22 protein-coding genes are annotated in these 22267 nt (G+C 63.4%); 8 read left to right on the top strand and 14 right to left on the bottom strand.

Annotated elements, in window-relative coordinates; all coding sequences use genetic code 11:
* The first annotated feature begins 38 nt into the window (after window positions 1-38).
* Window positions 39-941 (top strand): SHOCT domain-containing protein, encoded by a 903-nt coding sequence (locus V7066_RS22515; protein WP_334185207.1) that lies wholly within the window; start codon window positions 39-41, stop codon window positions 939-941.
* A gap of 239 nt (window positions 942-1180) precedes the next feature.
* Here V7066_RS22515 and V7066_RS22510 read toward each other — a convergent pair whose 3' ends face one another.
* The 3 genes from V7066_RS22510 to V7066_RS22500 all read right to left on the bottom strand — a co-directional run bounded on the left by V7066_RS22510 (window position 1181) and on the right by V7066_RS22500 (window position 4338).
* Complete coding sequence (locus V7066_RS22510) at window positions 1181-2257, bottom strand: type I restriction endonuclease (RefSeq protein ID WP_334185206.1); 1077 nt, start codon at window positions 2255-2257, stop codon at window positions 1181-1183.
* 171 nt (window positions 2258-2428) lie between these two features.
* A complete protein-coding gene (locus V7066_RS22505) occupies window positions 2429-3589 on the bottom strand; it encodes a hypothetical protein (RefSeq protein ID WP_334185205.1) in 1161 nt (386 codons plus the stop codon).
* Between the two features lie 65 nt (window positions 3590-3654).
* Window positions 3655-4338: a hypothetical protein gene (locus V7066_RS22500; RefSeq protein WP_334185204.1), complete on the bottom strand. Its 684-nt coding sequence runs from the start codon at window positions 4336-4338 to the stop codon at window positions 3655-3657.
* A gap of 229 nt (window positions 4339-4567) precedes the next feature.
* On the opposite strand from V7066_RS22500, the gene V7066_RS22495 reads away from it, so the two are divergent.
* The 3 genes from V7066_RS22495 to V7066_RS22485 are packed head-to-tail and all read left to right on the top strand — an operon-like array spanning window position 4568 to window position 7740.
* Entirely contained in the window at window positions 4568-5287 is a 720-nt protein-coding gene (locus tag V7066_RS22495) for a hypothetical protein (RefSeq protein WP_334185203.1), read from the top strand.
* A 58-nt stretch (window positions 5288-5345) separates the two neighbouring features.
* On the top strand, window positions 5346-7034 hold the full coding sequence (locus tag V7066_RS22490) for a DarT ssDNA thymidine ADP-ribosyltransferase family protein (protein ID WP_334185202.1): 1689 nt from the start codon (window positions 5346-5348) through the stop codon (window positions 7032-7034).
* Window positions 7035-7038: 4 nt separating this feature from the next.
* Entirely contained in the window at window positions 7039-7740 is a 702-nt protein-coding gene (locus tag V7066_RS22485) for a DarT1-associated NADAR antitoxin family protein (protein ID WP_334185201.1), read from the top strand.
* A 444-nt stretch (window positions 7741-8184) separates the two neighbouring features.
* Here V7066_RS22485 and V7066_RS22480 read toward each other — a convergent pair whose 3' ends face one another.
* The 3 genes from V7066_RS22480 to V7066_RS22470 all read right to left on the bottom strand — a co-directional run bounded on the left by V7066_RS22480 (window position 8185) and on the right by V7066_RS22470 (window position 10164).
* Window positions 8185-8655 (bottom strand): hypothetical protein, encoded by a 471-nt coding sequence (locus V7066_RS22480; RefSeq protein ID WP_334185200.1) that lies wholly within the window; start codon window positions 8653-8655, stop codon window positions 8185-8187.
* A 129-nt stretch (window positions 8656-8784) separates the two neighbouring features.
* A complete protein-coding gene (locus V7066_RS22475; RefSeq protein ID WP_334185199.1) occupies window positions 8785-9084 on the bottom strand; it encodes a YdaS family helix-turn-helix protein in 300 nt (99 codons plus the stop codon).
* Between the two features lie 195 nt (window positions 9085-9279).
* Window positions 9280-10164 carry an EamA family transporter gene (locus tag V7066_RS22470; RefSeq protein ID WP_334185198.1) on the bottom strand — a complete coding sequence of 295 codons (885 nt, stop codon included), beginning with the start codon at window positions 10162-10164 and terminating at the stop codon, window positions 9280-9282.
* A 115-nt stretch (window positions 10165-10279) separates the two neighbouring features.
* On the opposite strand from V7066_RS22470, the gene V7066_RS22465 reads away from it, so the two are divergent.
* Window positions 10280-10738, top strand: a complete 459-nt coding sequence (locus V7066_RS22465; protein ID WP_334185197.1) for an Lrp/AsnC family transcriptional regulator — start codon at window positions 10280-10282, stop codon at window positions 10736-10738.
* Window positions 10739-10868: 130 nt separating this feature from the next.
* Here V7066_RS22465 and map read toward each other — a convergent pair whose 3' ends face one another.
* Window positions 10869-11639, bottom strand: coding sequence for a type I methionyl aminopeptidase (gene map / locus V7066_RS22460; RefSeq protein ID WP_334185196.1), 771 nt, complete (start codon window positions 11637-11639; stop codon window positions 10869-10871).
* A complete protein-coding gene (locus V7066_RS22455; RefSeq protein ID WP_334185195.1) occupies window positions 11636-11872 on the bottom strand; it encodes a ParD-like family protein in 237 nt (78 codons plus the stop codon). The genes map and V7066_RS22455 overlap by 4 nt, the downstream gene beginning before the upstream one ends.
* Before the next feature lie 125 nt (window positions 11873-11997).
* On the opposite strand from V7066_RS22455, the gene V7066_RS22450 reads away from it, so the two are divergent.
* Window positions 11998-12420, top strand: a complete 423-nt coding sequence (locus V7066_RS22450; RefSeq protein ID WP_334185194.1) for a Rap1a/Tai family immunity protein — start codon at window positions 11998-12000, stop codon at window positions 12418-12420.
* Window positions 12421-12428: 8 nt separating this feature from the next.
* Here the strand turns inward: V7066_RS22450 and V7066_RS22445 are convergent, their stop codons facing one another.
* The 6 genes from V7066_RS22445 to V7066_RS22420 all read right to left on the bottom strand — a co-directional run bounded on the left by V7066_RS22445 (window position 12429) and on the right by V7066_RS22420 (window position 20663).
* Entirely contained in the window at window positions 12429-13601 is a 1173-nt protein-coding gene (locus V7066_RS22445; RefSeq protein ID WP_334185193.1) for an acyltransferase family protein, read from the bottom strand.
* Window positions 13602-13608: 7 nt separating this feature from the next.
* Window positions 13609-14652, bottom strand: a complete 1044-nt coding sequence (locus V7066_RS22440; RefSeq protein ID WP_334185192.1) for a hypothetical protein — start codon at window positions 14650-14652, stop codon at window positions 13609-13611.
* A 257-nt stretch (window positions 14653-14909) separates the two neighbouring features.
* Window positions 14910-15212, bottom strand: coding sequence for a hypothetical protein (locus tag V7066_RS22435; protein ID WP_334185191.1), 303 nt, complete (start codon window positions 15210-15212; stop codon window positions 14910-14912).
* 220 nt (window positions 15213-15432) lie between these two features.
* Window positions 15433-16506 carry an AI-2E family transporter gene (locus V7066_RS22430; RefSeq protein WP_334185190.1) on the bottom strand — a complete coding sequence of 358 codons (1074 nt, stop codon included), beginning with the start codon at window positions 16504-16506 and terminating at the stop codon, window positions 15433-15435.
* A gap of 93 nt (window positions 16507-16599) precedes the next feature.
* Window positions 16600-17235, bottom strand: a complete 636-nt coding sequence (locus V7066_RS22425) for a glutathione S-transferase family protein (RefSeq protein WP_334185189.1) — start codon at window positions 17233-17235, stop codon at window positions 16600-16602.
* Between the two features lie 242 nt (window positions 17236-17477).
* Window positions 17478-20663 carry an autotransporter domain-containing protein gene (locus tag V7066_RS22420; protein WP_334185188.1) on the bottom strand — a complete coding sequence of 1062 codons (3186 nt, stop codon included), beginning with the start codon at window positions 20661-20663 and terminating at the stop codon, window positions 17478-17480.
* A 543-nt stretch (window positions 20664-21206) separates the two neighbouring features.
* On the opposite strand from V7066_RS22420, the gene rpsL reads away from it, so the two are divergent.
* Window positions 21207-21578 carry a 30S ribosomal protein S12 gene (gene rpsL, locus V7066_RS22415; protein WP_007011879.1) on the top strand — a complete coding sequence of 124 codons (372 nt, stop codon included), beginning with the start codon at window positions 21207-21209 and terminating at the stop codon, window positions 21576-21578.
* 183 nt (window positions 21579-21761) lie between these two features.
* A complete protein-coding gene (rpsG, locus tag V7066_RS22410) occupies window positions 21762-22232 on the top strand; it encodes a 30S ribosomal protein S7 (protein WP_147219099.1) in 471 nt (156 codons plus the stop codon).
* Window positions 22233-22267: the final 35 nt, after the last annotated feature.

Below are 22267 nucleotides of genomic sequence, written 5' to 3'. Positions count from 1 at the left end.
GAGGTTGTGACCTTCATGCTAAATCAGGCGGGGGACGGGTGAGTAAGATCGAACAATTTGAGCGGCTGCACCAATTGAGAGAAAATGGTGTGCTGACTGACGCTGAATTCCAGGCAGAGAAGCAGAAGCTGATTTCGGGGGAGAGGGAGGCCGGTTCTGGGCGCTGGCGGTTGTTTGCAGCTGCAGCCGGCGTTGGCGTGGTTGTGATCGGCGGCGCTATTTTCGCCATGGGCTATGGTTCTCCAAACGCGACTTCCACTTCCGCGCCAACGGCATCGTCAAGCTCGGTGGCGGGTGATCCGGGCGATGGCAGTTTGGCAGAACCTGTGAAGGTAGATGAGGCGGGAGGCGACAGCGCTGCCGCAACATTGCAGTTTGCCGTTTCGCCCGAAGCCATTGGAGCCAATCCGGGGTACTTGGAGCAACGTCTTGGCGTCCCCAAGGTGAAGACGAAGTACCAGCTTGTTTTCGAAGTGAGCGGTTGCCGCGTAGACTACGGGGTCGAGGGCAATGCCGTCAGCAGCATTGACGCCGACGTCACGGCGAGTTGCCAGCCAACAGTCCAGGGCATGAAAATCACCCCATCGACAACCTATGGCCAGATACACAGAAAGGAACCTTCGGGAACCTACATCGCCAGCTGTCTCTCAGGGTGTGGCAATGCAGCGGACCCTACGGTCGACTTGTCCTACCCGGGGTCACGTTCAAACCAATTCCTCGGCATTCACTACTCTGCAGGCTACGACCAAGTCAGCAGCGCTCTGGAGCGTTGGGACAAGGCGGTGCGAGCCGAGCGTGGGCTGGGGGAATTCGACACGCCGGATGACTATGAGGCATTCTCATGCGTCGCCGGGCCTCCCGACGATGTCTCGGCGCAGCTGGAAAAGGTCCGGGTGCGGCACATTCAGATTCTCGATGAAACCAGCCGCGGATCGTGTTGATTGGCGGGTGAGGGCATGGGACGCGTGCCGATTATCGCGTCCCATGTTCCTTTCCGTGCAATCGAAGATGGTTGTTGGCTCGCTTCCCTCGCCGGGGTGGCGCTTGCCGGATCAGCCATTTCGGGTGGTCAATGATAGATCGTGGTCAGATAACCCCAGCGCTGCGCCCTTGTGAATGAGGCGGGCTAGCTGCTCGATTGGCCGAAAACGGCACAAGCTATTGGCGCCAGAGATGACTGTCAGTCCGATTTATCAGTCTTACCGCTTTCCAATTCGGCGATCCGACCCAGTAGCTGCGGGGCAAGCTTGTAGATGTCGGTCAGGTCAGTGATGAGCGTCTTCGTCTCCACCTTCTCAGCGAACGTGCCGATGTATTTGCTGGTCAGCCCGTTGAAGTGCATCCGGGCGATGGACTTGCGGTTGTTGTCGTCGAGGAGAATGGCGCAGTAAGACTTGGCGTCCCTCATCACGACCCGCTTGGGGTCAACGGCCTGTGCGACGATCGCCTGGACAATACGGAAGCCGGAAAGCTCCTCCTCCGTGGTGATGACTTCCTCCGGCTCGCCGGCGGGTGTTGGTTCATCGTCCTCTGGTAGCGCGGACGCATTGAGGGCGCTGGTCAGCCGGTCGTTGACATGGTCACGCACAATCGCGCCGAATGAGGAACCTATTAGCCGCTGGAACTGGTCCTTTACCTGAGCCGTCACTTTGCCCGGCTGCACGCGTCCAGCGATAATGCGCGCAAAATCTTCGGACGGCTCTGACATCTCCCGTTCGAGCTCCTTCCGCACCAGCGATTCCAACTTCAGGTTGCCGGCCTCCCGCACGATGGTGTCTATGTCGAAGGCACCCTTTGTAAAGTGCTCCAGAGTACGAACATCCGCCTTGCGCACTGTGTCGAGGTTCAGCGTAAAGAACGGGTTTGCATCCATCTTGTTGGGCTGGTCGATGTCGGAATAGAAATTGTAGACGACACCGTTTGTCAGGACCGCGAGGCGGGCATCTGTTACGCTGAAATACCGGAAAAGCTGGGATGCATGGTTGATCGTCAGATCGGAAGAGGAAGGCTTGCACTCCATGAGAATGGAAAGCGTACCATTGATTGAGATCGCGTAATCGACCTTCTCGCCCTTTTTCGTACCAACGTCCGCCGTGTATTCCGGGATGACCTCCAGCGGATTGAACACATCGTAGCCGAGCATCTGGATGAAGGGCATGACTAGAGCCGTTTTCGCGGCCTGCTCGGTAAGTAATACTTCCCGGTGCTTCTGCGTGCGAGAAACCAGTTCCGTCAAGCGTGTCGCGAGTTCCATCATTCCCCCTAGTCTACTGTGATTTTACGCCAAGCTGATTCTCGGATCGGTTGCAAACTGGCTTAAGAAACTTTTCGAAACTATGAATCCAGCAGAATGTCTGCGGGCTTTTTAATCGGCACGTAGAGGTATGACTCCGCCCGGCGTATTCCTCACCAGCAGGTTGAGGTGCCGTCATCGGCTATTGGCGGTTTCCGTAGCGTTCACGGCTTCCTCCGCTTCTACCTCCTCCATCGACAGCATCAGCACTGATGCTTGCCGTTCATTTCGGGCTGCTTCCAGCCATTCGCGCGGTGCGACACCCTGTTTTTCGAGCAATGGAAGTGGGGCTGTGCGGGTGGCGGTGACGGCTTCACGGTGCCGAATTTTTTGCAGCAAAGGCCGAGCCGCCTCGCGCGCTTCCACCAGCGCGAGTTCGTAGTCGGTCGAGCCTGCCTCTACATCGGCCGGGAGCTGCATGGCAGACAGCTCGAAGAGGCCGATGGAGCCTGTCAGGGCTTCCAATTGCACCGCGGCTTCGGACGAGACATTGCAGGCGAGTGTCCCTTCGTTGCAGGCGACCAGCGAGGTGACGCGAAGGCCGCTTGCAAGTGAAAGTGCGTCCAGCATCGGGTCCGCCAGTGCGGCGTTGGATGGCGAGGCCGTGAGCAGTTCCCGTGCGCGCCATGCGAAGCGATCCTGGAAGGTGCGTGCCTCATGGGCGATGCGCAGCCACTGCTGTTCGGACCGCCCGCGGTCCTTGAAATCCCATCCCTCTTCGTAGAGGCGGCAGAGGGAATGGACCTCCACGAAATCTGCATCCACGGCGTCCTGGCGAAGGCGATCGATCCTGGTGCTGATGCTGTCGAGATGATCCGACATCGCATGGATCGATGCCTGGACCCGGTCGAGCTTGATCGACATGACGCCGAACCCGACCATCGGCACGCCCAGGCCTGCGGCGCCCATCGCGAGGTTGGCGACGCCCAAATTCTGGAGGAGGTCCATCCCTTCGTCGAGCGCACCGATTTGGTCGCTGACGCCGTCGAGCTTGTCCTCCACACGCGCCATGCCCTGCTCGAGGCGGTCCACGCCCTTTTCGACGCGGTTCACGCCGGAGCGGATTGCTTCGCCCTGCACCAGTTGACCGGTCTGCAGCGCCAAGTCTGCCCCGGCTGCTAAAGCACCGAGCCCTGGATTACCTGTGGCGACCGTGACGGAGGCGAACTTGCCAACTGTGCCTGACAGCCGCTGGGACAAGGGCCCTGCGATCGGCGCAGCCTCCTGCAGAAAGCCGACGATGCGGCCGGTCTTGGTATCGCGCAGGACAGAGCCGGTAAGCTTGAGGGCGCCCATCAGGAGCTTGCGCCGATGTGCCGGAGGGACTTGCATCAGGATTTGTCCAGCGAGGCCTAAAATGGTCACAGGTTTACGCTCCGGGCTTCATGGGTGACATCTTCGATGAGAAGAACAAGTTGGGCCTTGAGGGGGCGCGGCGTGCCGGCATCTCCCATCCAGGCGGATGCGATCCGTTCCGCACCGAGACGGCGGAGGCGCTCGTATAGGCCGGTGCTATCCTGCAAGGAGCGGCTCACGGTGTCCGCGACGGAAGCGACGCCATCAGCAGCCCAGGCACCCCATTCCCGCGCCGAGCGTGCTATCGCAAAGTCGCTGACCCGCTTTGTCGCGCGCGACAGCCTGCCTTCACTTTGCTGAACTTGTGGGGGTAGGGGGGCTTCGACAGCGGTGGATGCGACTGGCTCAGGTTCTGGTGCGGCGGGCATTTCGATTGCTGAGGCGCTGGCAACCAGCGCATCCGCCAAAGGCTGAAAGCGGGATTCGAGCGCGCGAAGTTCCTCTGCTGCCTGTTCCAGGAATGTCTCCATGCGCGCTGCAACCTCACCGCGCATCAATTCGTCGATCCGGGCATTCACGAATCCCGCGGGGTCCCAGACCGATTGGAACAGGGCCGCGTCTTTGATCTGCTCGTCGAGCGCCGTGCGCGCTCCGATGCCTGCGGCGTTGAGCATGGTCATCGCCTGAAACAACTGGCGATCGCGCCATTCGGTCACGGCTTGGCGACGGGAGAGAAACTCGATGTCCATGGGGGTAGAGAGTGTCCGTGCAGAGGGCGGAATTCGTGAGCAGCGCCATGTTCGGGGCGTCTCGCTGGCAAACTGTTTGTTAATTTCCCTAATTTACGAGATGCTTACTTGCCGACAAAGCGCTACCAAGGGAAGAGAAACAATACCGCGGCGCAAGGGCTGTCTCATGATGGGATGCTGCAATTTTAAATGCCCCCATGCGCTGCTTCAACTTGGGCGGTTTTGAGAATTGGCGGCATTGCTTGGCTTTTTCGTATTCGTGATAGTTGCCGTAGTGGTCTTGGCCATCATCGGCGCCATACTCCGCGCGCTGGTGATCGTGCTGCGCGCGGTTGGGATACTGTGCGTGGCAGGTGCTCTTGGCGCAGCCATTGGCCTTTGCGCGGCTGCGTTTGGCGTGGAGTCCGAATACGCTTGGGCGATTGGACTGATCGTCACGGTTTTGGCGGCTGCTGCGATTTTTCAGCGTGGCAGTTCCCGATGGCGGCGGGGTTGGGACGCAAGAGAAGAAGTGTTTCCCGTTCCGGTAGCTCTTGAGCCCGAAGCCTATGCTGGGGCGATCGAGCCGCGCGCAGAGCGCAAGGTTTCGAAGGCATGGGAACAGCTAACCGGGATGCTTCCGGCGGCAGACGTCCGGGGCCTCAATCGTGCCCGTGATGCCTGCGCGCGGCTTCTGGCAGCTTCGGACGCGCAGCCGCTGGCGCTTGAACTCATGGAAACGGCCGTCCTGATCCGCCGCAATCTGCCGGAACTGGCCCATCGCAACGCTTCGCTATGGAGCGATGCCGATGAGGCTGAGCGAGCGGGGCTCTCCGCAGGCATCGTGGCCGATGTAGCGCTCCTGGAGAAGCGCGCGGAGGGCCAATTGTCTGCGCTTCGCCGCAATCGCCGCGATGATCTGCACGCTATTCGCAATCACTTGGCGGCCCGGATCGACGAAGGGGCGTAATCGCGCGGAAATTTTCTGGGCGACGCTGCATGCTGTTCGTCCGACCGGGGGTGGGTAGATGTTTGGTTCGATCTTGGGCTTTCAGGTTGCGATTTTTCTGTCGATCCTGGCTGTTCGTGTCATCGCCAGAGGCAAGCTTGAACTGCTGTGCATCGGCTGGACGATCTTCACGTTCGTGATGGTCTTCGCTTCGCCGCTGATTCTGCTGCAATTGCTTGTCATCTGGGGAAGCTATGGCGTCCTGTCGGGAGGCGGCGACAGTCAAACTCGGACGAGCAAAGGTGCTGGCCCAAGCGTCACCATTCCATCCGTGGCGAGCACAACTCCTGTTACCAACCGGGCAAATGCCCAAGGTATTGGAACCGCCAAGGCCAAGCAGCCTGGAAGTCCGCCCACTGTGGTGGAAGGGTTTCTCGATAGCCTGTCGACCGGAGCGAATGACCTTCGTGTCGCGTCTGAAAAACTGTTGGATGCCGTTCAGGTCAAGGTTGCCATCCAGGAAAGAGTGTCTGCGGTTGTTCGTACGACTTATCCTGAACAGGCCGTACTGAAAGCGGCTCTCAGACAGGCTGGCGAGGAAGACCGGATTGACCGGACCTACGACACTCCTGAAAGACGCGCCCGGTTCGACAGGATACTGGTCGAAATCACATCCACTATGGAGCAGACGAAAACCGCATCCGCTCCGCGTGCTCCCTCGACCCCACCGGATTTCGGATTCCCGCCACGACACGCCGACGCGCGAGTAGCGGATGGTGCTGAAGCGGGTATTTTGCAGGCAAAGGAAAAGCATGAGCGCTTTCTCGATGATGTCTGTTCACAGCTGAAAGAGAATGCGAACCTCGCAAAGCATTTCTGGAAGTGGCTGGCCAAACTGGAAGAGCCGGCAATCGCGCGTGGGTTCGAGCGATATGCCAGAAGCCGGGGGATTGATGGTCCGCCAGCGCCGCATTCGCCATCGGTGAGCCTCAAAGCCGATCAACAGTCTGCCTTGGCCGACATCATGCCGGCACCCCCACCCCAGAATCCTTTTCGCGGCGCTATCGCGGCGGCCTTGGCGGAGAACACACGACTTCAGCTTTCTCCGGTCAGTCCCTTCGAGAAGGAAGCGGAAATGATCCGGGCCATCTGTGGATCGCTGGATATCGCCTCGCTCTATCATTTTACCCGTGTCGAGAATCTCCCATCCATCTTCCGGCACGGATTGCGCCCGGTACAGGCATTGCAGTCCAATCGGATTCCGTTCCGCTGGAATGACGAGCACCGGATCGATGGGCATGAAGACGCGATCTGCGTTTCCATTTCGCATCCGAACGAGAAGCTCTTCTATCGTTGGCGGATGAACAATCCCGCGCAGCGCTGGGCAGTGCTCTCGCTCGATCCGGCCATACTGTGGGAGAGCGAAGTGGCATTTTGCGCGCACAACGCTGCGGATCGCCGGATCAGCAAGCAGGGCCGAAAGACGCTGGGAAGTGCCAAGGCCTTCGGTGGTCTTTTCGTGAAGGGCGATGCCCAGCCCACGCGGGCCGAGCAGGGGCTGGCGCCATATGATCCGACGGATGTGCAGGCTGAAGTTCTGGTCTTTGCGGACATTCCCCCCTCGGCGATCACCGGGGTCGTCTTCAGTGATCCTGCGAGCCTGGCACAGTGGCATTCCGTGGTTGGCGAGCGAGATGTGATCGTCCATGCCGACCGGACGGGCCTGTTCGGGCTGCGCAGCGTGGCCCGCAAGATTGAAGGTAACTGAGACGATGGCGCTTCGGCCGGTATTCATTCCCGAGGCAGATGGCCCGGTTTTCGTGCGAACCGAAATGGTGTCGTTCACTTGGCACCCTGGCCTCTCCGCGTCGCAGAAGCAGAAGTCGGTGGCGTCGCTTCATGAGGCAGCCGCAGAAACTCTGGGGCTGTCGGCCATCCTGGAAGTGTCGAGCAAATCGACCGAGCAGCTTGGCGTCTCGCTTAGCGCATTCAATCTGCCGGTCTATCATCCCGTCGTAGGGCGGCCGGTAAGTGTGGAGTGCGCGTTTCAGGCGGGTAAGGTGTTTCAGAAAGGAGGGCCGTTTCTCGACCTCCTTCACATGACGTCCCGCGATGCGAAGCGCGACCCCCGCCTTCGCGATTCGGGCCAATTGACCGCCTTCCGGTTCGATGGGCAGGATTGGCCGATTGAACCGCAGACAGCCTTCTATGACTGGCTCTACATCACGGCTCTGTTGAGCAAGCCGGAATTCGCCAAGCCGATCCTCGCCCATGATGCCTTCACCGACATCGAGTTCAACCCGCAGCAATCGATCAACTGCCAGGCCTACGCGGTGGCCCTGTGTGTTTCGCTGGCGCGAAGGGGGATCGTGATGGACGTCGCCAGCACCCGCGAGACGTTCCTGGATTGCCTTAAAGGCGCAGGAACCAGCAATGCACGGCAGAACGACGTTCAACAGGGCTTCCTGTTCTGACAATGCCAGCCGCCTGTCGGCTTGCCGTCAGCCATGCACTCTAAGATGCCAGTTGGCTCACTTCCCTCACCGGCTGGTGAATATGGTGGCGACCGAGTTGGATAGTCGTTGTTCTTGATCAAAGCCGTTGGCGGTTGTTCGGCTTTTTCGCCCACCGTTTTCCCACTGCGTTCCCCTCGCATGCCCCCGGGGATGATGCGGGTGTCTGCGCGTCAGTGAGGCGCGGAGGGGCGAATTTTGGACATGTGGCTGAGCTGAAAGTCCGCAGAATAGGCCGAGTTAGGGCATCTGCGGGCTCCTGCAAAAGGCTGTAAGCCGGGCTTTTAATCAGTAGGTCGCTGGTTCGAACCCAGCAGGGCTCACCACCTTTTCGTGGTCGATCGTAATCGCTTTGTGCAATGTCTGATGTAGGCGGCCGGAGGAACGTGCGGCCGCCCGGCGTTGTCAGGAGTAAGGGATCGGTTCGGCCGTGAAGATCGAGACTTCCTGACCCGGCAGCATCACTGCGGATTTTCCGCTGATCCAGATCGAACCGAGCAAGGCGCCGACGGTGTTGCCTCGGCCTTCCTGGCGATGGACGCCGCGCACCGCATAGTCCTTGCCACCGACATTGACCGAAGTGAACGTCACCTCGAACTTGCCGGACTTGCCACCGATCGCTCGCCCTGTTTTCCAGGTCACGGTTCCGGTGACGGTGGATCCGCGGGGGATGACGACGAAATCGCCTTCCTTGACGTCGCCGATTGTGGAGAAGGTGAACTTCTGCCCCTCCTCGACGTGCTTCGACGAAATTTCCGCTTGTGGCGTCACCGTCATCGATGTGCTGGCCGGCATGAATTTCTGCGTATTTTGCTGAATTTCCTGCGCCATCACAGGCGCAGCGCAAGACGCGAGGCCAAAGGCCATCGCGATCATGAAATGCTTCATGATTTCCCCCTCGTAAACACATGTTCCCCGAGGGCGGGTTAACCCGCTTGCAGGCGGGTCGGAAGTGAAAGATTGTCCAGCGGCGTCAGTGAATTCGCAAGGGCGGGCTTTTCGGCCTTAATCCGCGCTGGGGCGCTTGCCTTCCGGGGTGCCCAGACCTTCGAGCTGTGCTTCCGTCAGGTTTTCGCTGAAAGCGGGCGAGAGCTTGCGTTCGAGGCGGCGGCACATGTCCGAGTGGGCGATCAGTGCCCGCGCGGTCTCGCGCAGGGTGGCATAGTCGAGCGAGACGTCGCCCGAGATCCAGTCGCGAACCTCGCGTTCGGCTATGCCGAGGTGGCGGGCCAGCGCGCGCTGGCCGCCAAGGGCGTCTACGGCCTGAGAGAAGATGGCGAGCTGGATGTCTGAGGCTTGCGGCATAGACGGACGCATGGGCGCAATCGCTTCCGGGCGCAAGCCGGACAGGCAGGATCAAAGCTCGCTAACTACAGGTTTCTAGAGCAGTTTCGGATCCGACTGCATTGGATCAACTGCTCTACGTCTTTGATCTACCGCATTTTCCGGGTCGTCAGGTGATTCCGCCTGATGAGAAAATGCTCCAATGGAGCCATCTTTTCAGGCGTTTTTGTCCAGGCGCCGGGCGGTAAGCGTCGTGCCGATTGTTGCGCCGACGATTGCGGCGATGCCGAGCCATTTGGCGAGGGGCAGCATCTCGCCCAGCAGCAGCGCACCCGCCAGCGCGCCCACCGCCGGTTCGCCGCTGGTGAGGATGCCGAAGCTCTTGGTCGGCAGGCGGCGCAGGGCGAACATCTCCAGCGAATAGGGGATCGCGCTCGAGAAGATCGCGACGACCAGGGCCACGGCCAGGACATGGGGCTGGAGCAGTGTCGTTCCCGCCTGGGCCAAGCCGAAGGGCAGGGCGACGAATGCGGCCACGGTCATGCCATAGGCGGGCGCGGCGGCGCCCAGGGTTTCTCCGGCCCGTTTGCCGAGCAGGATGTAAGCGCCCCAGAACACGCCCGCTCCCAGCGCCAGCAATACGCCCACCGGGTCGACCGCATCGCGCGTGATATCCAGGGGCAGGAGCAGCGAAAGTCCCGCCACCGCCAGCGCGATCCAGGCGAGGTCCACGCGGCGACGTGAGGCAAACGTCGCTACCGCCAGCGGTCCGGTGAACTCGACCGCCAATGCAATGCCGAGCGGAATGCGCTGGATCGCGAAGTAGAACAGCAGGTTCATGGTTCCCAGCGCGACCCCGTAGGGCAGGGCGGCGTGGAGCATGCGCCGGTCGAACGGTCTCTGCCACACGCGGAACACGCCGCAGAGAATGGCTGCCGCCAGCGACAGCCGCAGTGCCGTGGTGCCTGCCGGGCCGATCACCGGAAACAGCGTCTTGGCCACCGAAGCGCCCCAGCAGATCGACACCATGGCGGCGCCGACTGCGGCGAGCGGTGCGAAATCGCTGGATGTGGAACGTGCGGCGATGCGGCGAAAGACCATGGAACCCTCGATTGGAAACGCCGCAGCTTTTATCGTCGGGCTGCGATAAAGGTGTTCTATGATTGCTGTGTGTCGATAATATTTATCGCCAACATCCGACGAAAGACCGATCACGATGCCCGATGCGTTCGACTTGCGCATTCTGACCGAGCTCCAGCGCGACGCGCGGATTTCGATGCCGGACTTGTCCGAGATCGTCGGGCTTTCGGCTCCGGCCTGCTACCGGCGCGTCAGGGCCTTGCGCGAGCAGGGTGCGATCGAGCGGGAGATGGCGCTGGTCGCGCCCCGGACCATGGGCTGGCTGGTGACGATGATCGTGCTGGTCTCGCTGGATACCGACAAGGGCCGGGTGGTCGACGGTCTCGTGGCGCGGCTGCGGCAGGCGCGGGAGGTGATCGACGTCTGGTACGTGACCGGCGATCACGACCTGGTGTTGCAGGTCGCCGCGCAGGACATGGAGCACTACGATGCCTTTTCCCGGCGGGTGCTCCACGGCGAGGAGCATGTCCGCGCGTTCAAGACGCTGGTGGTGATGCAGCATCCCAAGCGTTCGGCGGCCTTGCCGCCTGCTTGAAGGGGCGGCTAAACTATCCGTCATTGCGAGCGCAGCGAAGCAATCCAGGGCCGGTTTCACGCCGCTCTGGATTGCTTCGCTGCGCTCGCAATGACGAGAGAATAGAGGCGGGCCGTGTCGGCATGTCGCCTCAGGCGCGAGCGGCGTTCTCTTCCGGGCGCAAAGTCAGCACGCGTACACCGTCCGCCGTAACCGCGACGGTATGTTCGAACTGGGCCGAGAGCTTGCCGTCGGTAGTGACGACGGTCCAGCCGTCGTCCTCGGTGCGGACGGTCCGGCGGCCCTGGTTCAGCATGGGCTCGATGGTGAAGACCATGCCCTCGCGCAGCGCCATGCCGGTTCCGGGGCGGCCGAAATGGAGGACTTCGGGCTTCTCGTGCATTTCCCGGCCGATGCCGTGGCCGCAATAGTCTTGCACGACGGAATAGCCGGCCCGCTTGGCGTGGCGTTCGACGGCGTGGCCGATGTCGCCCAGTCGGGCGCCGGGACGCACCGCGCGGATGCCTTTCCACATGGCCTCGTAGGTGGTCTGGACCAGCCTCCTCGCGGTGGGGGAGACCTCGCCGATCAGGTAGGTCTTGCTGGAATCGGCGATGAACCCGTTCTTTTCCAGGGTAATGTCGAAATTGACGATGTCGCCGTCCCGCAGCACGTCTTCGGTGGAGGGGACGCCGTGGCAGACGACCTGGTTGCGCGAGCAGTTCAGGACGAAGCCGTAGCCGTACTGGCCCTTGCTGGCGGGGCGCGCGGCGAGATCGTCGACGATGAACGCTTCGACGAGGTCGTTGATCTCCATCGTCGTGCGTCCGGCGAGCGGCTGGCCGTCCAGCCAGGTGAACACGGAGGCGAGCAGGCGGCCGGATTCGGCCATGAGCTCGACTTCGGCAGGCGACTTGATCATCGCGCGGCGACTCCGGTCCCGACCGGTCTCCCGCCGGGTTCGTTTCCTGGATCGACCCCGGCTTCGCGCAATTCGCGCACGACGATTTCCTGGAACGTCAGCCCCGGATTCATTTCGCAGAGCATGCCGATGCGGATCCAGAACGCCGCTTGGGCATTGATCGACCGGTACGAGGCCTTGCTGGCCTTGCGCAGCTGCTCGTGGAGTTCATCCTCGATGTTGACGATGCCCATTGAACCATCCTGAATATACGAATCGTATATGTTTCATATCGGCCTAGGGATCATCTCGCAAGCGCGGCGATTGACGGGGGGCGGATTTGCCCCAAGGGTCCGGTCGCGATTGGAGAGATTCGACAATGAGATCCGGAAAGCTGGCCTGTATCTTGCTGACCGCTCCGCTTGGGCTGGTTCCCGTGGCGGCTGAGGCCGGGTTCTACACCGGGGACGAGCTTTACGCGATCTGCACGCGCGAGCGGGGCAGCAGCGACTACGTCGAGAAGACCTATGAATGCATCGCCTACATCACCGGTGCGGTGGATGCCTTCAACACCACACGCAAGGTCAACAAGCTGGACAGCTGCATTCCCGGCGATGTGACGATCAGCCAGCTCAAGACCGAGACGGTCGATTACCTCCGCAACAACCCGAAGGACCGGCAAGGCCCGGCGTCCGAGCAGGTCTTCGCCGCGACCCGCAAGGCCTGGCCCTGTGCCGCTCCAAAGGCGTCTCAGAAAAAGGCGCCCGCGAAGAAGAAGAGCGCTCCCAGGAAGAGGCGCTAGCCCTTTCCTTAGCCCTTTCCTTCCGTGGCGCGGCGGTGGAAGATCCGCTCGTGGAAGTACCATTGATAGGGATAGCGCTCCAGCAGGCGGTAGACGATCTGGGTGAAGCCGAGCGTCACCGGAATGACGACCGCCAGGAACAGCAGCAGTGACAGCGGCCAGTCGGGACGGAACAGGCCCAGGCTGACGAAGAGATGCCGGGTGACGAAGTAGGTATAGGGGTGAGCCAGGTAGAGGCTGTAGCTCACCGTGCCGAGATAGAGCACGGCAGGCCGGTCGAGCAGGCGTCCGGTCAGGCTGCCGGGGGCGAGCGCCAGGAAGAAATAGGCCGAAGTGAAGGCCAGTGTCGCATAGGCGTTCGGGTTGCCCATGTTCTTCAGCATGAAGTCGTAGTGCTGGATCGAGCCGAAATAGAGGCAACCGGCGAAGGCCAGCAGTTCCAGCGGTGGGTTCCAGGCGCGTGGCGGGCGCAGGCCGCGTTCGTCCAGCAGCCGCGCACCGATCCCGGCGAGAAAGAAGAGCATCGCCGGGAAGCGGTAGACGAGCCAGGCGCAGGCGAGCGCCAGCAGCATTGTCGCCAGCTTTTCCTTGCGGCGTAGCGCGGCATGGGCAGTCAGGCAGGCCATGGCGTAGAACAGCACTTCGTAGCTCAGGCTCCAGGCATTGGGGGTGAGCTGCTCGGTATGGGTCAGCAGGTTGACGAGCAGCAGTGCGGGCACGATCGAGCCGAGGTCGTTCAGTTCGGGAAAGGCATTGCTCCAGGCATTCACTGCGATGAACAGCAGTGAGAAGGCCAGGAACAGCGGATAGAGCCGGAAGAAGCGGCGTAGCGCGAACTCGCGCGGGGAATAGCGCCGAACGCTGGGCAGAATGACGTAGCCGCTGATCACGAAGAATAGCCAGACCCCCCAGCGCCCGAAGTTCCAGGGCGCCTCCATCATGGCGAAGTAGCTGGGATCGTGCGGATATACGTTGAGGCCGACCCCGCCGGCGACGTGGGCCAGGAACACCATGGTTGCCGCCACGCCGCGCAGGGCATGAACGGTGGGATTGAAGGCGCCGCGTCGTGCCCCGACGGTATCGGCACCCGCTTTCTTCCGTGCCGTATCCGCGGAGACGGTTTCCGCCGCGCCGACCGGTTCAAGGTCAAGCGGCAGGGCCGAGGCCGTCTTGTCGGTCATGGCCGGCTCACGCCACGCGATTTGGCGTGGGCAGGGTGGGACGTGCGTGTTTCGGTGCAGGGACGGCGGAACCGGAATTCACCGGTTCGCCGAGCGAGGCCACCCGGCTCGGCAGGCTGTAGCCGAGGCGGCGCAGATCGTAGCCGGTCATGCGCTGGAGCTGCTGGTTGCTCTCGGCGTAGCGTTCGCCGACCGCCCGCTCGATCTGACCCATCAGGCGGCGGCGTAGCAGTCCGTTGAACACGCCGGTGAAAGCGAAGAGCGGACGCAGCTTGCGATAGTAGCGGTCGAACCACGGGAACAGGATCGGCGCCTCGGGCGAAAGCTGGTTGCGGTTGAACAGGGCATTGAGCGGACGGCGCAGCGCCTGCATCAGGATCGGCATGCCCTCGTTGGCGGGGACCTTGAAGATGTCATGCGGGATCAGGGAGGAATCCTGTCTGCAGAACTGGGCGATCTCGCGGGCGACGCGGCAGCCGTCGCTGCGCAGGGCCTCGTAGGGCAGTACCAAGACGTTGTCCGCGCCGAAGAGCCGGCGGTAGTACTCGATGCACTGGACATAGGCGAAGGAGCGGAAGTCGAACTCCGGCTTGCGGGAAAGCGTCCATTGCAGCGGCGTGGTCAGGCGGCGGAACGACAGCGAGCCGCCGTCGCTGATATATTGCAGATAGTAGGAGAAGATCATCGAGCGCTGCTCGCGCACGAAGATCAGGATGCGGGCGTCGGGCAGGCAGTTCTTGATGCGGTCGGCGATCAGCTTGGCGTCGTATCCGCCGGAGGCGGGGTAGCCCGAGAGCCGTTCGTGCGAAACGACCAGCGTATTGCCGCGCGTCTGGGCTTCGCGGTTGCGGCGGCGATAGCTCTGGATCCGTCCGGGCGAAAGGTCGTCGAACGGGCCTTGCTTCACGAAATCGACCTGGACGTGGTAGCGGTCGTTTTCGAGCCGCTCGAAGCCCAGGTCGCTCCGCGCGAAGAGCGCATTCTGCAAGAGCGTGGAGGCGGTCTTGTGGAATCCGATATGGACAAGTGGTCTTGTACCCGGCTCCTGCACGTCGCACTCCCTGGTTGCTGCGCGCGCGTGCCGGGAAGGGTCAGGCGGCGCCGACATCGTTTGTTACGTTCAGGACAAGACCTTGAACACAAACGAGAGACCATGGCGGACGGGCATGGGTCAATTGCCATGAATCGCCCGGCCCATCCCCCGAAAGTCTAGGCATTGGGGCGTCAGGAGTGTCCGGAGGGCAACTTGGCGCGAAAGGCGGCATCCGGAACGATGTTGCCCCGGCACGCAGCCGGGGCAACGAGGCATCAGCGGCACACGCGGACGCGGCGATGATGGCGCCACTCGGTCCAGCAACGGCGCGGATTTCTGTAGGCGTGGTGACGGCGGGCCTCGTGGCGACGCCACTGGTTGCGACGGCGATCGTCATAGCGGCGCCGGTCGTAACGGGGACGATCGTATCGGCGGTGATCGCGGCGATAGTCATCGCGGTGCGCCACGCGTTCCACACGGTCGTGGCGGCCGTCGTAGGGATGTGCGTCGGCCGTCGCGGTCAATCCCAGACTGCCCGCCATCAAGGCGAGTGCAGCGGAAATTTTAAGAATTCTCATGGGCTTCTCCTGAGCGAAGGAAGGAGAGAAGTCGGCCCTGGGGCGGACTTTCTCCTTGAACTCCGGCATAGGCTGCCGCGCTGAACATCGGCTGACATTTGCAGGCGTCGGAGCCTGAGGCGGCAGGATGTGCCCTCGGCCGGTTGAACCGCTTGCGAGCCGGGCGTCGGGCCGCTGCGGCCGGTCTTCGTAGCCGCAGGACAGGCCCGTGCCGGTTCGCTTATTCTACGTCAGGGGACGGGTCGAAGCGCTGCTCGGTCATGATCGTCCAGCCGGTCATGAACAGCGCGCCCGCCAGCGGGCCGAGGACGATGCCGCTGAGGCCGACGAGTTCGATCCCGCCCAGCGTCGTCACCAGCACCAGCCAGTCGGGAATGCCGGTGTCGCGGCCGACCAGCATGGGGCGCAGGACATTGTCGGCGAGGCCGATGACCAGCACGCCCGAGCCGATCACCACCGCGCCCTGCCAGATCGCCCCGGTCGCCAGCAGGTAGACCGCGACCGGTGCCCAGACGATGGCGGGGCCGATGGCGGGGAGCAGGGCGGCAATGGCCATGAGCAGGCCCCAGAGCAGGGCCGCCGGGACGCCGACGATCGCGAACGTGATGGAGCCCAGCGCGCCCTGGGCCAGCGCCACCAGGCCGGAGCCCTTGATGGTCGCCCGCACCACGGTGACGAAACGCTCGGCCAGCCGCCTTGCCACGCTCTGTTCGAGCGGCAGGGCGCGTACGACGGCGGGGCCGATCCGGTCGCCGTCGCGCAGCAGGAAGAAGGTGACGTAAAGGCCGACACCGAAGGCCAGGATGAACGAGGCCGCATTGGCGCCGATGGCGAGGGCGCGGCTGGCGATCAGGCTGACGCTGTTGCTCACCGCTTCGCTGATGCGGGCCTGGGCGCGCTCGAAGCTGTTGAAGCCGAAGCTGTCGAGCTGGGTCTGGACGCGCAGCGGGAGGGCGTCGTGAACCTTCTGGAAATATTCCGCGAAATTGATCTGGCCGTCGCGCATCTGCGCATAGACCCCGGCCGCCTGCTCGACGACGAGGCTGGTGATGATCAGGGCCGGAATGACGACCGCGACCGAGATCACCAGCAGGGCGACGGCGGCGGCCAGGTTGCGGCGCTCCGGCCAGCGCGCGAGCAGCCGCTGGAACAGGGGCTGGAACAGCAGCGCGGCAAGGGCCGCCCAAAGCAGGGCGCCGATGAAGCTCGACACGACGAGGGTGAGGGCGATGGTGATCGCGGCGAGGAAGAGGATCAGCCCTCCGTTTTCCACGCGCGCTCGGTTCATGGTCATGTCTGCAATTGCCCCCTCGGAGATGGTCGTGCGTCGAAACGCGCCGAACCGCGCTTTGCTCCGGGGCGCGGCCCAGTGTCAATTCATGAGGTTTCAGGCGTACTTGTAAGGTCCGCCGCTGGCGAGGGCAGCCTGATAGGCGGGGCGTGCATGGATCCGGTCCAGCCAGTTCAGCGTCGCCGGTCGCGAAGGGCCGAGACCCGCGCGGTTGCGGGCGGCTTCGAGCGGAAAGCTCATCATCACGTCGGCGGCGGTGAAGGTCTCGCCCGCAAACCAGTCCCGGCCGGCCAGTTCCTGTTCGACGAAATCGAGGTGGACGTCGATCATCGGCTGGATGCGCTTCTGGGCGATAGGACCGAGGAGGGGAATGCGGCCGAGCACCAGCTTGAGCAGCAGCGGCGGCATCAGCGAGCCTTCCGCATAATGCAGGAAGTGGCGGTAGCGCAGGGTATCCTCGCGCGCGGCGGGAGGTCCCAGCCTGCCGCCAGCCTTTTCCGTGAGGTATTCGACGATGGCGCCGGTCTCCGCGATCGTCAGCGGGGCATCGCCGTCATCGTCGACGATCACCGGGGACTTGCCGAGCGGATGGACCGCGCGGAGCTGGGGCGGCGCCAGCATGGTCTTTTCGTCCCGCTCGTATCGGCGGAGTCCGTAGGGGAGCCCCAGTTCTTCCAGCAGCCAGAGGACACGCTGGGAGCGCGAGTTTTCAAGGTGGTGGACGATAATCATGCGGAACGGAACGCAGGAACCGTCAGGAAGGTCCAAGGTAAAAGCGGGTACTGAAAACGGGTCCGGCCCCGGTCGCTTGGGGCGATCGGGGCCGGAGGCTGGGCGAAGGATGCGCCGAGCGCCTGAAAGGCGCGGGGTTGGGGTGGGGGAGGCGCTTCCTTCGCGGCGGACCGGCCCGGCTGGGGTGCCGGAGCCGGAGGCCGTTCCAGCCTTGCTCTGGGACGGGGTTCAGGAGCGGGCGATCACCAGCCGATGGTGACCGAACCGCGCAGAGCGAGATCGACGCGGCCATGGCGATCTTCGGCCGAAAGTTCGCCGCCCATCGTCAGGCCCAGGGTGCCGCCGATGGCGCGCAGGCGGGCAAACCAGCCGCTCGTCGCCTCGTCGCCGTCCAGCGTGAAGTTCTGGCCGCCTGCGAAGTGCGCGGTGGTTGAGCCGATGCCGCCGCTGACGATCTCGCGCCAGCCGCCTTCGGTTTCGATGCGGAACCAGTTCTCGTCGCGGCGCTGCATGCCCATGAAGTCGATGCCGAGCGTCATGCTGCCGTTCACGCCGAGTTCGTCGCTGGTGCGCGAGGCGACCGCGAGGTCGAGCGCCTTGCCGCCGCCGTTCTCGGTGTAGCCGTCTTCCTTCAGGCGCACGTAGTCGACCGTGACGGCCGGACGATAGAAGACATGGCTGCCGCCGCCCTCATAGGAAGCGCCGCCCGCAGCGGTGACGAACGTACCGTTCCACTTGCCCTTGATCGTGCGGCTGACGTTCTCCGTGCCGATCGCGCCGATGAATTGGCGCTCGCTGTCGAAGTTGGACCGGCCGATCGAGGCGCGGCCGTAGCTCTGTAGTGCGCCGAACTGGCCGCGCCAGTGGCCGGCGAGTTCGAAGGAGTTCGACTTGATCTCGCTGGTGCCGCCGCTCGTGTGGCGATTCCAGAGATATGAGAACGTGCCGCCGAACCGGCCGATGCCGGTCAGGTACTCGGCGCCGAGCGACATGGCGTAGCCTTGCAGGTTGTAGGCGGCGCTGGCACCGGCCTTCTTGTCGCTGCCCCAGAACGAGAGGTTCATCGTCGTGCTGAACCGGCCTTCGCCCCAGACCGGGTTGATCGGGTCCATGAGCTGGCGGCCGACGGTGCGGGCGCCGAGGCTGATGCCCTCGAACGAACCGCCCGCATGGTCGGGCAGCATCTGGCCCACGGCCTGGCGGAACTGGTCGCCGTTGGTGATGCCGAGGAACACGTCCTCGATCTTCTCGTCCTGGCTGAGGGCGGTGAAGATCGCGTTGTAGGCGGTCGCCTGCGAGCGGTTGAGGCCGAGTTCGGCCACCGTGCGGCGGGCGACATCGACGACGACGGTGTTCGCGGCGGCCTTGTCGTCCAGCGTGGCCTTGAACATGTAGGGCACGAGGTCGGTCGCGGCCTTGAGGTTGTCGCGGCCCTGGATCGTCCCGGCGGTCAGCACCTGGTAGCTGCCCTCGGCGGTGGAAACGTCGGCGAGCTTGATCGCCAGCTTGGAACCGTCCGCGAAGGAGGCGGTGCCGGCGACGGTGTAGGCCGAACCCTGGCCCGCCGCCTTGTTGAGCGTCACGGCCACGATGCCGTCCTTGCCGACATCGAGCGAGCCGATCGCGGTGGGCTTGTTCACGTCGAGCATGCCGCCCGTGACCTTGATCGCGAGGTTTCCGGCATTCGTCAGCGAACCGGAGAAGACCGACGTGCCGGTGAGGGTCAGCGTATCGGCGCCGCCGCCAAAGTCCGCCGTGCCGACGAAGCGCGAGGTGCCTGCCAGCGTCATCGTGTCCGAACCGCTGCCGAACGTGACGTTGCCGGTCTGCACGGCCTTGCCGGAAAGGGCGAGGGTATTGTTACCGCCGCCGAAGGCGACATTGCCGGTCACGGTGCCATCGGCAATGTCCACCAGGTCGTTACCGCCGCCGAGCCGGATGTCGCCGACGATCGAGGGGGCGGCGAAGCCCGCGCCGACCTGGGTCTGCTTCACGGTGACGCTGCCGGTGGCGTTCGAAAGGTCGATGGCCACGTTCTTGCCCGAACCGGCCTTGGCGCCGGTGGCCGAGATCGTGCCGCTGTTCTCGATGAGGTTCAGGGTGCCGCTGGCATCGCTGATCGCGGTGGCCGCGCCGTTTTCGTTGACGGCGGCAGCCTTGATCGTGCCCGAGTTGCGCAAGGTGGGCAGGCTGGCGCCCGCATCGATGCGGACGGCAACGGCCTGCGCGCCCGATGCGCTGATCGTGCCGGCGTTCTGGACCAGCGGCGTGCTCGCGCCCGCGCCGAGCCGCAGCGCGGTCGCCGAGGCGTCCTTCGAGGTGGCCGCGATACCGCCGGTAATGCCGATGCCGTTCGCGATCGTCACCTTGCCGCCGAGCCCGCCGATGGCCACGCCGTTGCCGTCGATCCCGGCGTAGAGACCGTGGCCTTCCACGGTGCCGTCGATCTGGAGGCCGTACTTGCTGGCGGTGCTGGCAACCGGACCGATGGCGATGTCCTTGGTGGCCGAGCCGATCACGATGGCCGGGGCCTTGCCGTAAGTGGCGACCTTGGCAGCGCCTTCGGTGGCGTCGGGGATGCCGTCGCCGTCTTCGTCGGCATAGTTGGGATCGCTGTCCTTGGGCGCGACGGCGAGGACGATGCCGCCGGTCACGTTGCCTTCGATCACGATGGCAGAGCCGCCCTGAAGCAGGTCGTCGGCATCGAGCTTCGAGGGGTCGGCGGGCGGGGTGGTATAGCGGTAGCCGGTCGAGACGATCGCGCCCTGCACGACCATCGCCCCGTTCACGTCGCCGCCGAACTGCGCGCCGATCGCGTTCTTGCCCTGCGCCAGCACCGAACCGGCAAGGCGGACGTTGCCGTCGATCTGGCCGGTCTTCACGCCGATGGCGTTGTCGCCCAGCACGTTGGTCTTGCCGTCATGGGTGAAGTTGCCGGTGAGCTTGCCGCCCAGCGAGATACCGGCGGAATCGTTGCCCTTGATGGTGATCGTGCCGCTCTGGGTGATCTTGCCGGTGTGGTCGCCTTCGGTGCGGATGCCGATCTTGTTCGAGCCGAGCGCGAAGGGACCGTCGAGATCGCCGTCCTTGTCGTCGTCGGTGGGAGTATAGGGCTCGTCGAGCGTGATCGTGCCGGTGTTGACGATGTCGCCCGTGGTCCCGGCATTGGCGACGACGCCGCGTACGCCGTTGGCATTGGTAATCGTGATCGCACCGGCATTGGCGACATTGTTGTTGCTGTCCATCGTCACGGCCGTGCCGGACGTCAGCACGACGGAGCCGTCCTTCGTGATGTTGATCGCGTCGGCGGCGCCGTTCTTGATCGTCGAGGTGAGGAGCGGCGTGGTCTTCTTGGTGGTCACGTCCTCTGCATGGGCGGCGGTCGCCATGGCGAGAAGCGCGGTGGAAGCAAGCAGGTAGCGAGGCATCTTCGTCCCTTCAGGTCGATATCGAGACCTGAGACGGAGACCTTCGCGGGCGGCCTTGGAAAAAAGTTCGAAGGCCGGAGATCGCGATCCGGTGTGGCGCGGTGCGCGGCCGGTAAATCTTGACCCTCGGGTGCAAATCTCCTAAGGGCGCGCATCTCCTGCGGGTATTCCCGAAGGAAACGACATAGAGCTGAACATTGCCATGTCAGCATTTCCGGGCCTTTCGGCGCAGTCCTGCGCGTGAACGGCGGCAAGGTTCCCGCGAATCGCGGACCTTCGGACGGAACGGCGCATGGCAAAGTAATCCGGTGCATTGGCCGGGTGGAGTGTTTTTCGGCTCACGTGTGCAGCGAGCATGGCGCTTGCGGCCAGCGGTCCCGGCTTTCGCCGGGATGACGGGCGCAAGCAGGCGGACTCGTTGGAATGCGTGACCTCACTCTTCCCTTTCAGATGTGCCGGCCCGGAGATCTCCGGGGTGCGACGGGTCGATGCCGATGGTTTCGGCGGCGATCCATCGCACTCCCATTTGAAAGAAGAGTATAGATGCCCACTATCAACCAGCTGGTCCGCAAGGGCCGCGAGCCGCAGAAGGCCAAGTCGAAGGTTCCTGCCATGGAGCAGAACCCTCAGAAGCGCGGCGTCTGCACCCGCGTGTACACCACGACCCCGAAGAAGCCGAACTCGGCTCTCCGCAAGGTCGCCAAGGTCCGTCTGACCAACAGCCGCGAAGTCATTTCGTACATCCCGGGTGAAGGCCACAACCTGCAGGAGCACTCGGTCGTGCTCATCCGCGGCGGCCGCGTTCGCGACCTTCCCGGCGTGCGCTACCACATCCTTCGCGGCGTGCTCGACACGCAGGGCGTCAAGGATCGCAAGCAGTCGCGCTCGAAGTACGGCGCCAAGCGTCCGAAGTAAGCTGGTCTCAAGGGCCGCGGCGGGGCGCCCGTCATCCCAGCGAAAGCTGGGACCGCTGGCAGCCTAACCCGACCTTGAAGACAAGAAACATACCGAGCGCCCAGTGAGGCCAGCGGTCCCAGCTTTCGCTGGGATGACAGTTGAAGACCTCCGCTACGCTCCGGACTTTTTGGAGTTTAAGAAATGTCACGTCGTCGTCGTCCCGAGAAGCGGGAAATCCTGCCTGATCCGAAGTTCGGTGATCAGGTCCTGTCGAAGTTCATGAACAACCTCATGCTCGACGGCAAGAAGTCGGTCGCCGAATCGATCGTCTACGGTGCCATGGAAACCATGGAAACCCGCGCCAAGTCGGACCCGGTCCAGCTGTTCCACGATGCCCTGAACAACGTGAAGCCGCAGATCGAAGTCCGCAGCCGCCGCGTCGGTGGTGCGACCTACCAGGTTCCGGTCGAAGTTCGTCCGGAGCGTGCCCAGGCACTCGCCATCCGCTGGCTGATCACCGCGGCGCGCAACCGCCCGGAAACCACCATGGCGGCGCGTCTGTCGGGTGAGCTGCTCGATGCTGCCAACAACCGCGGCAACGCCGTGAAGAAGCGCGAAGACACGCACCGCATGGCGGACGCGAACCGCGCCTTCTCGCACTACCGCTGGTAATGTGAGCGTGTGGCCCCGGATGACTGGTCATCCGG

This window comes from Novosphingobium sp. (assembly GCF_036820275.1).
GTDB lineage: Bacteria > Pseudomonadota > Alphaproteobacteria > Sphingomonadales > Sphingomonadaceae > Novosphingobium.
Note: the sequence above shows the minus strand (reverse complement) of the source record. Positions and strands in the feature narration are given on the sequence as shown.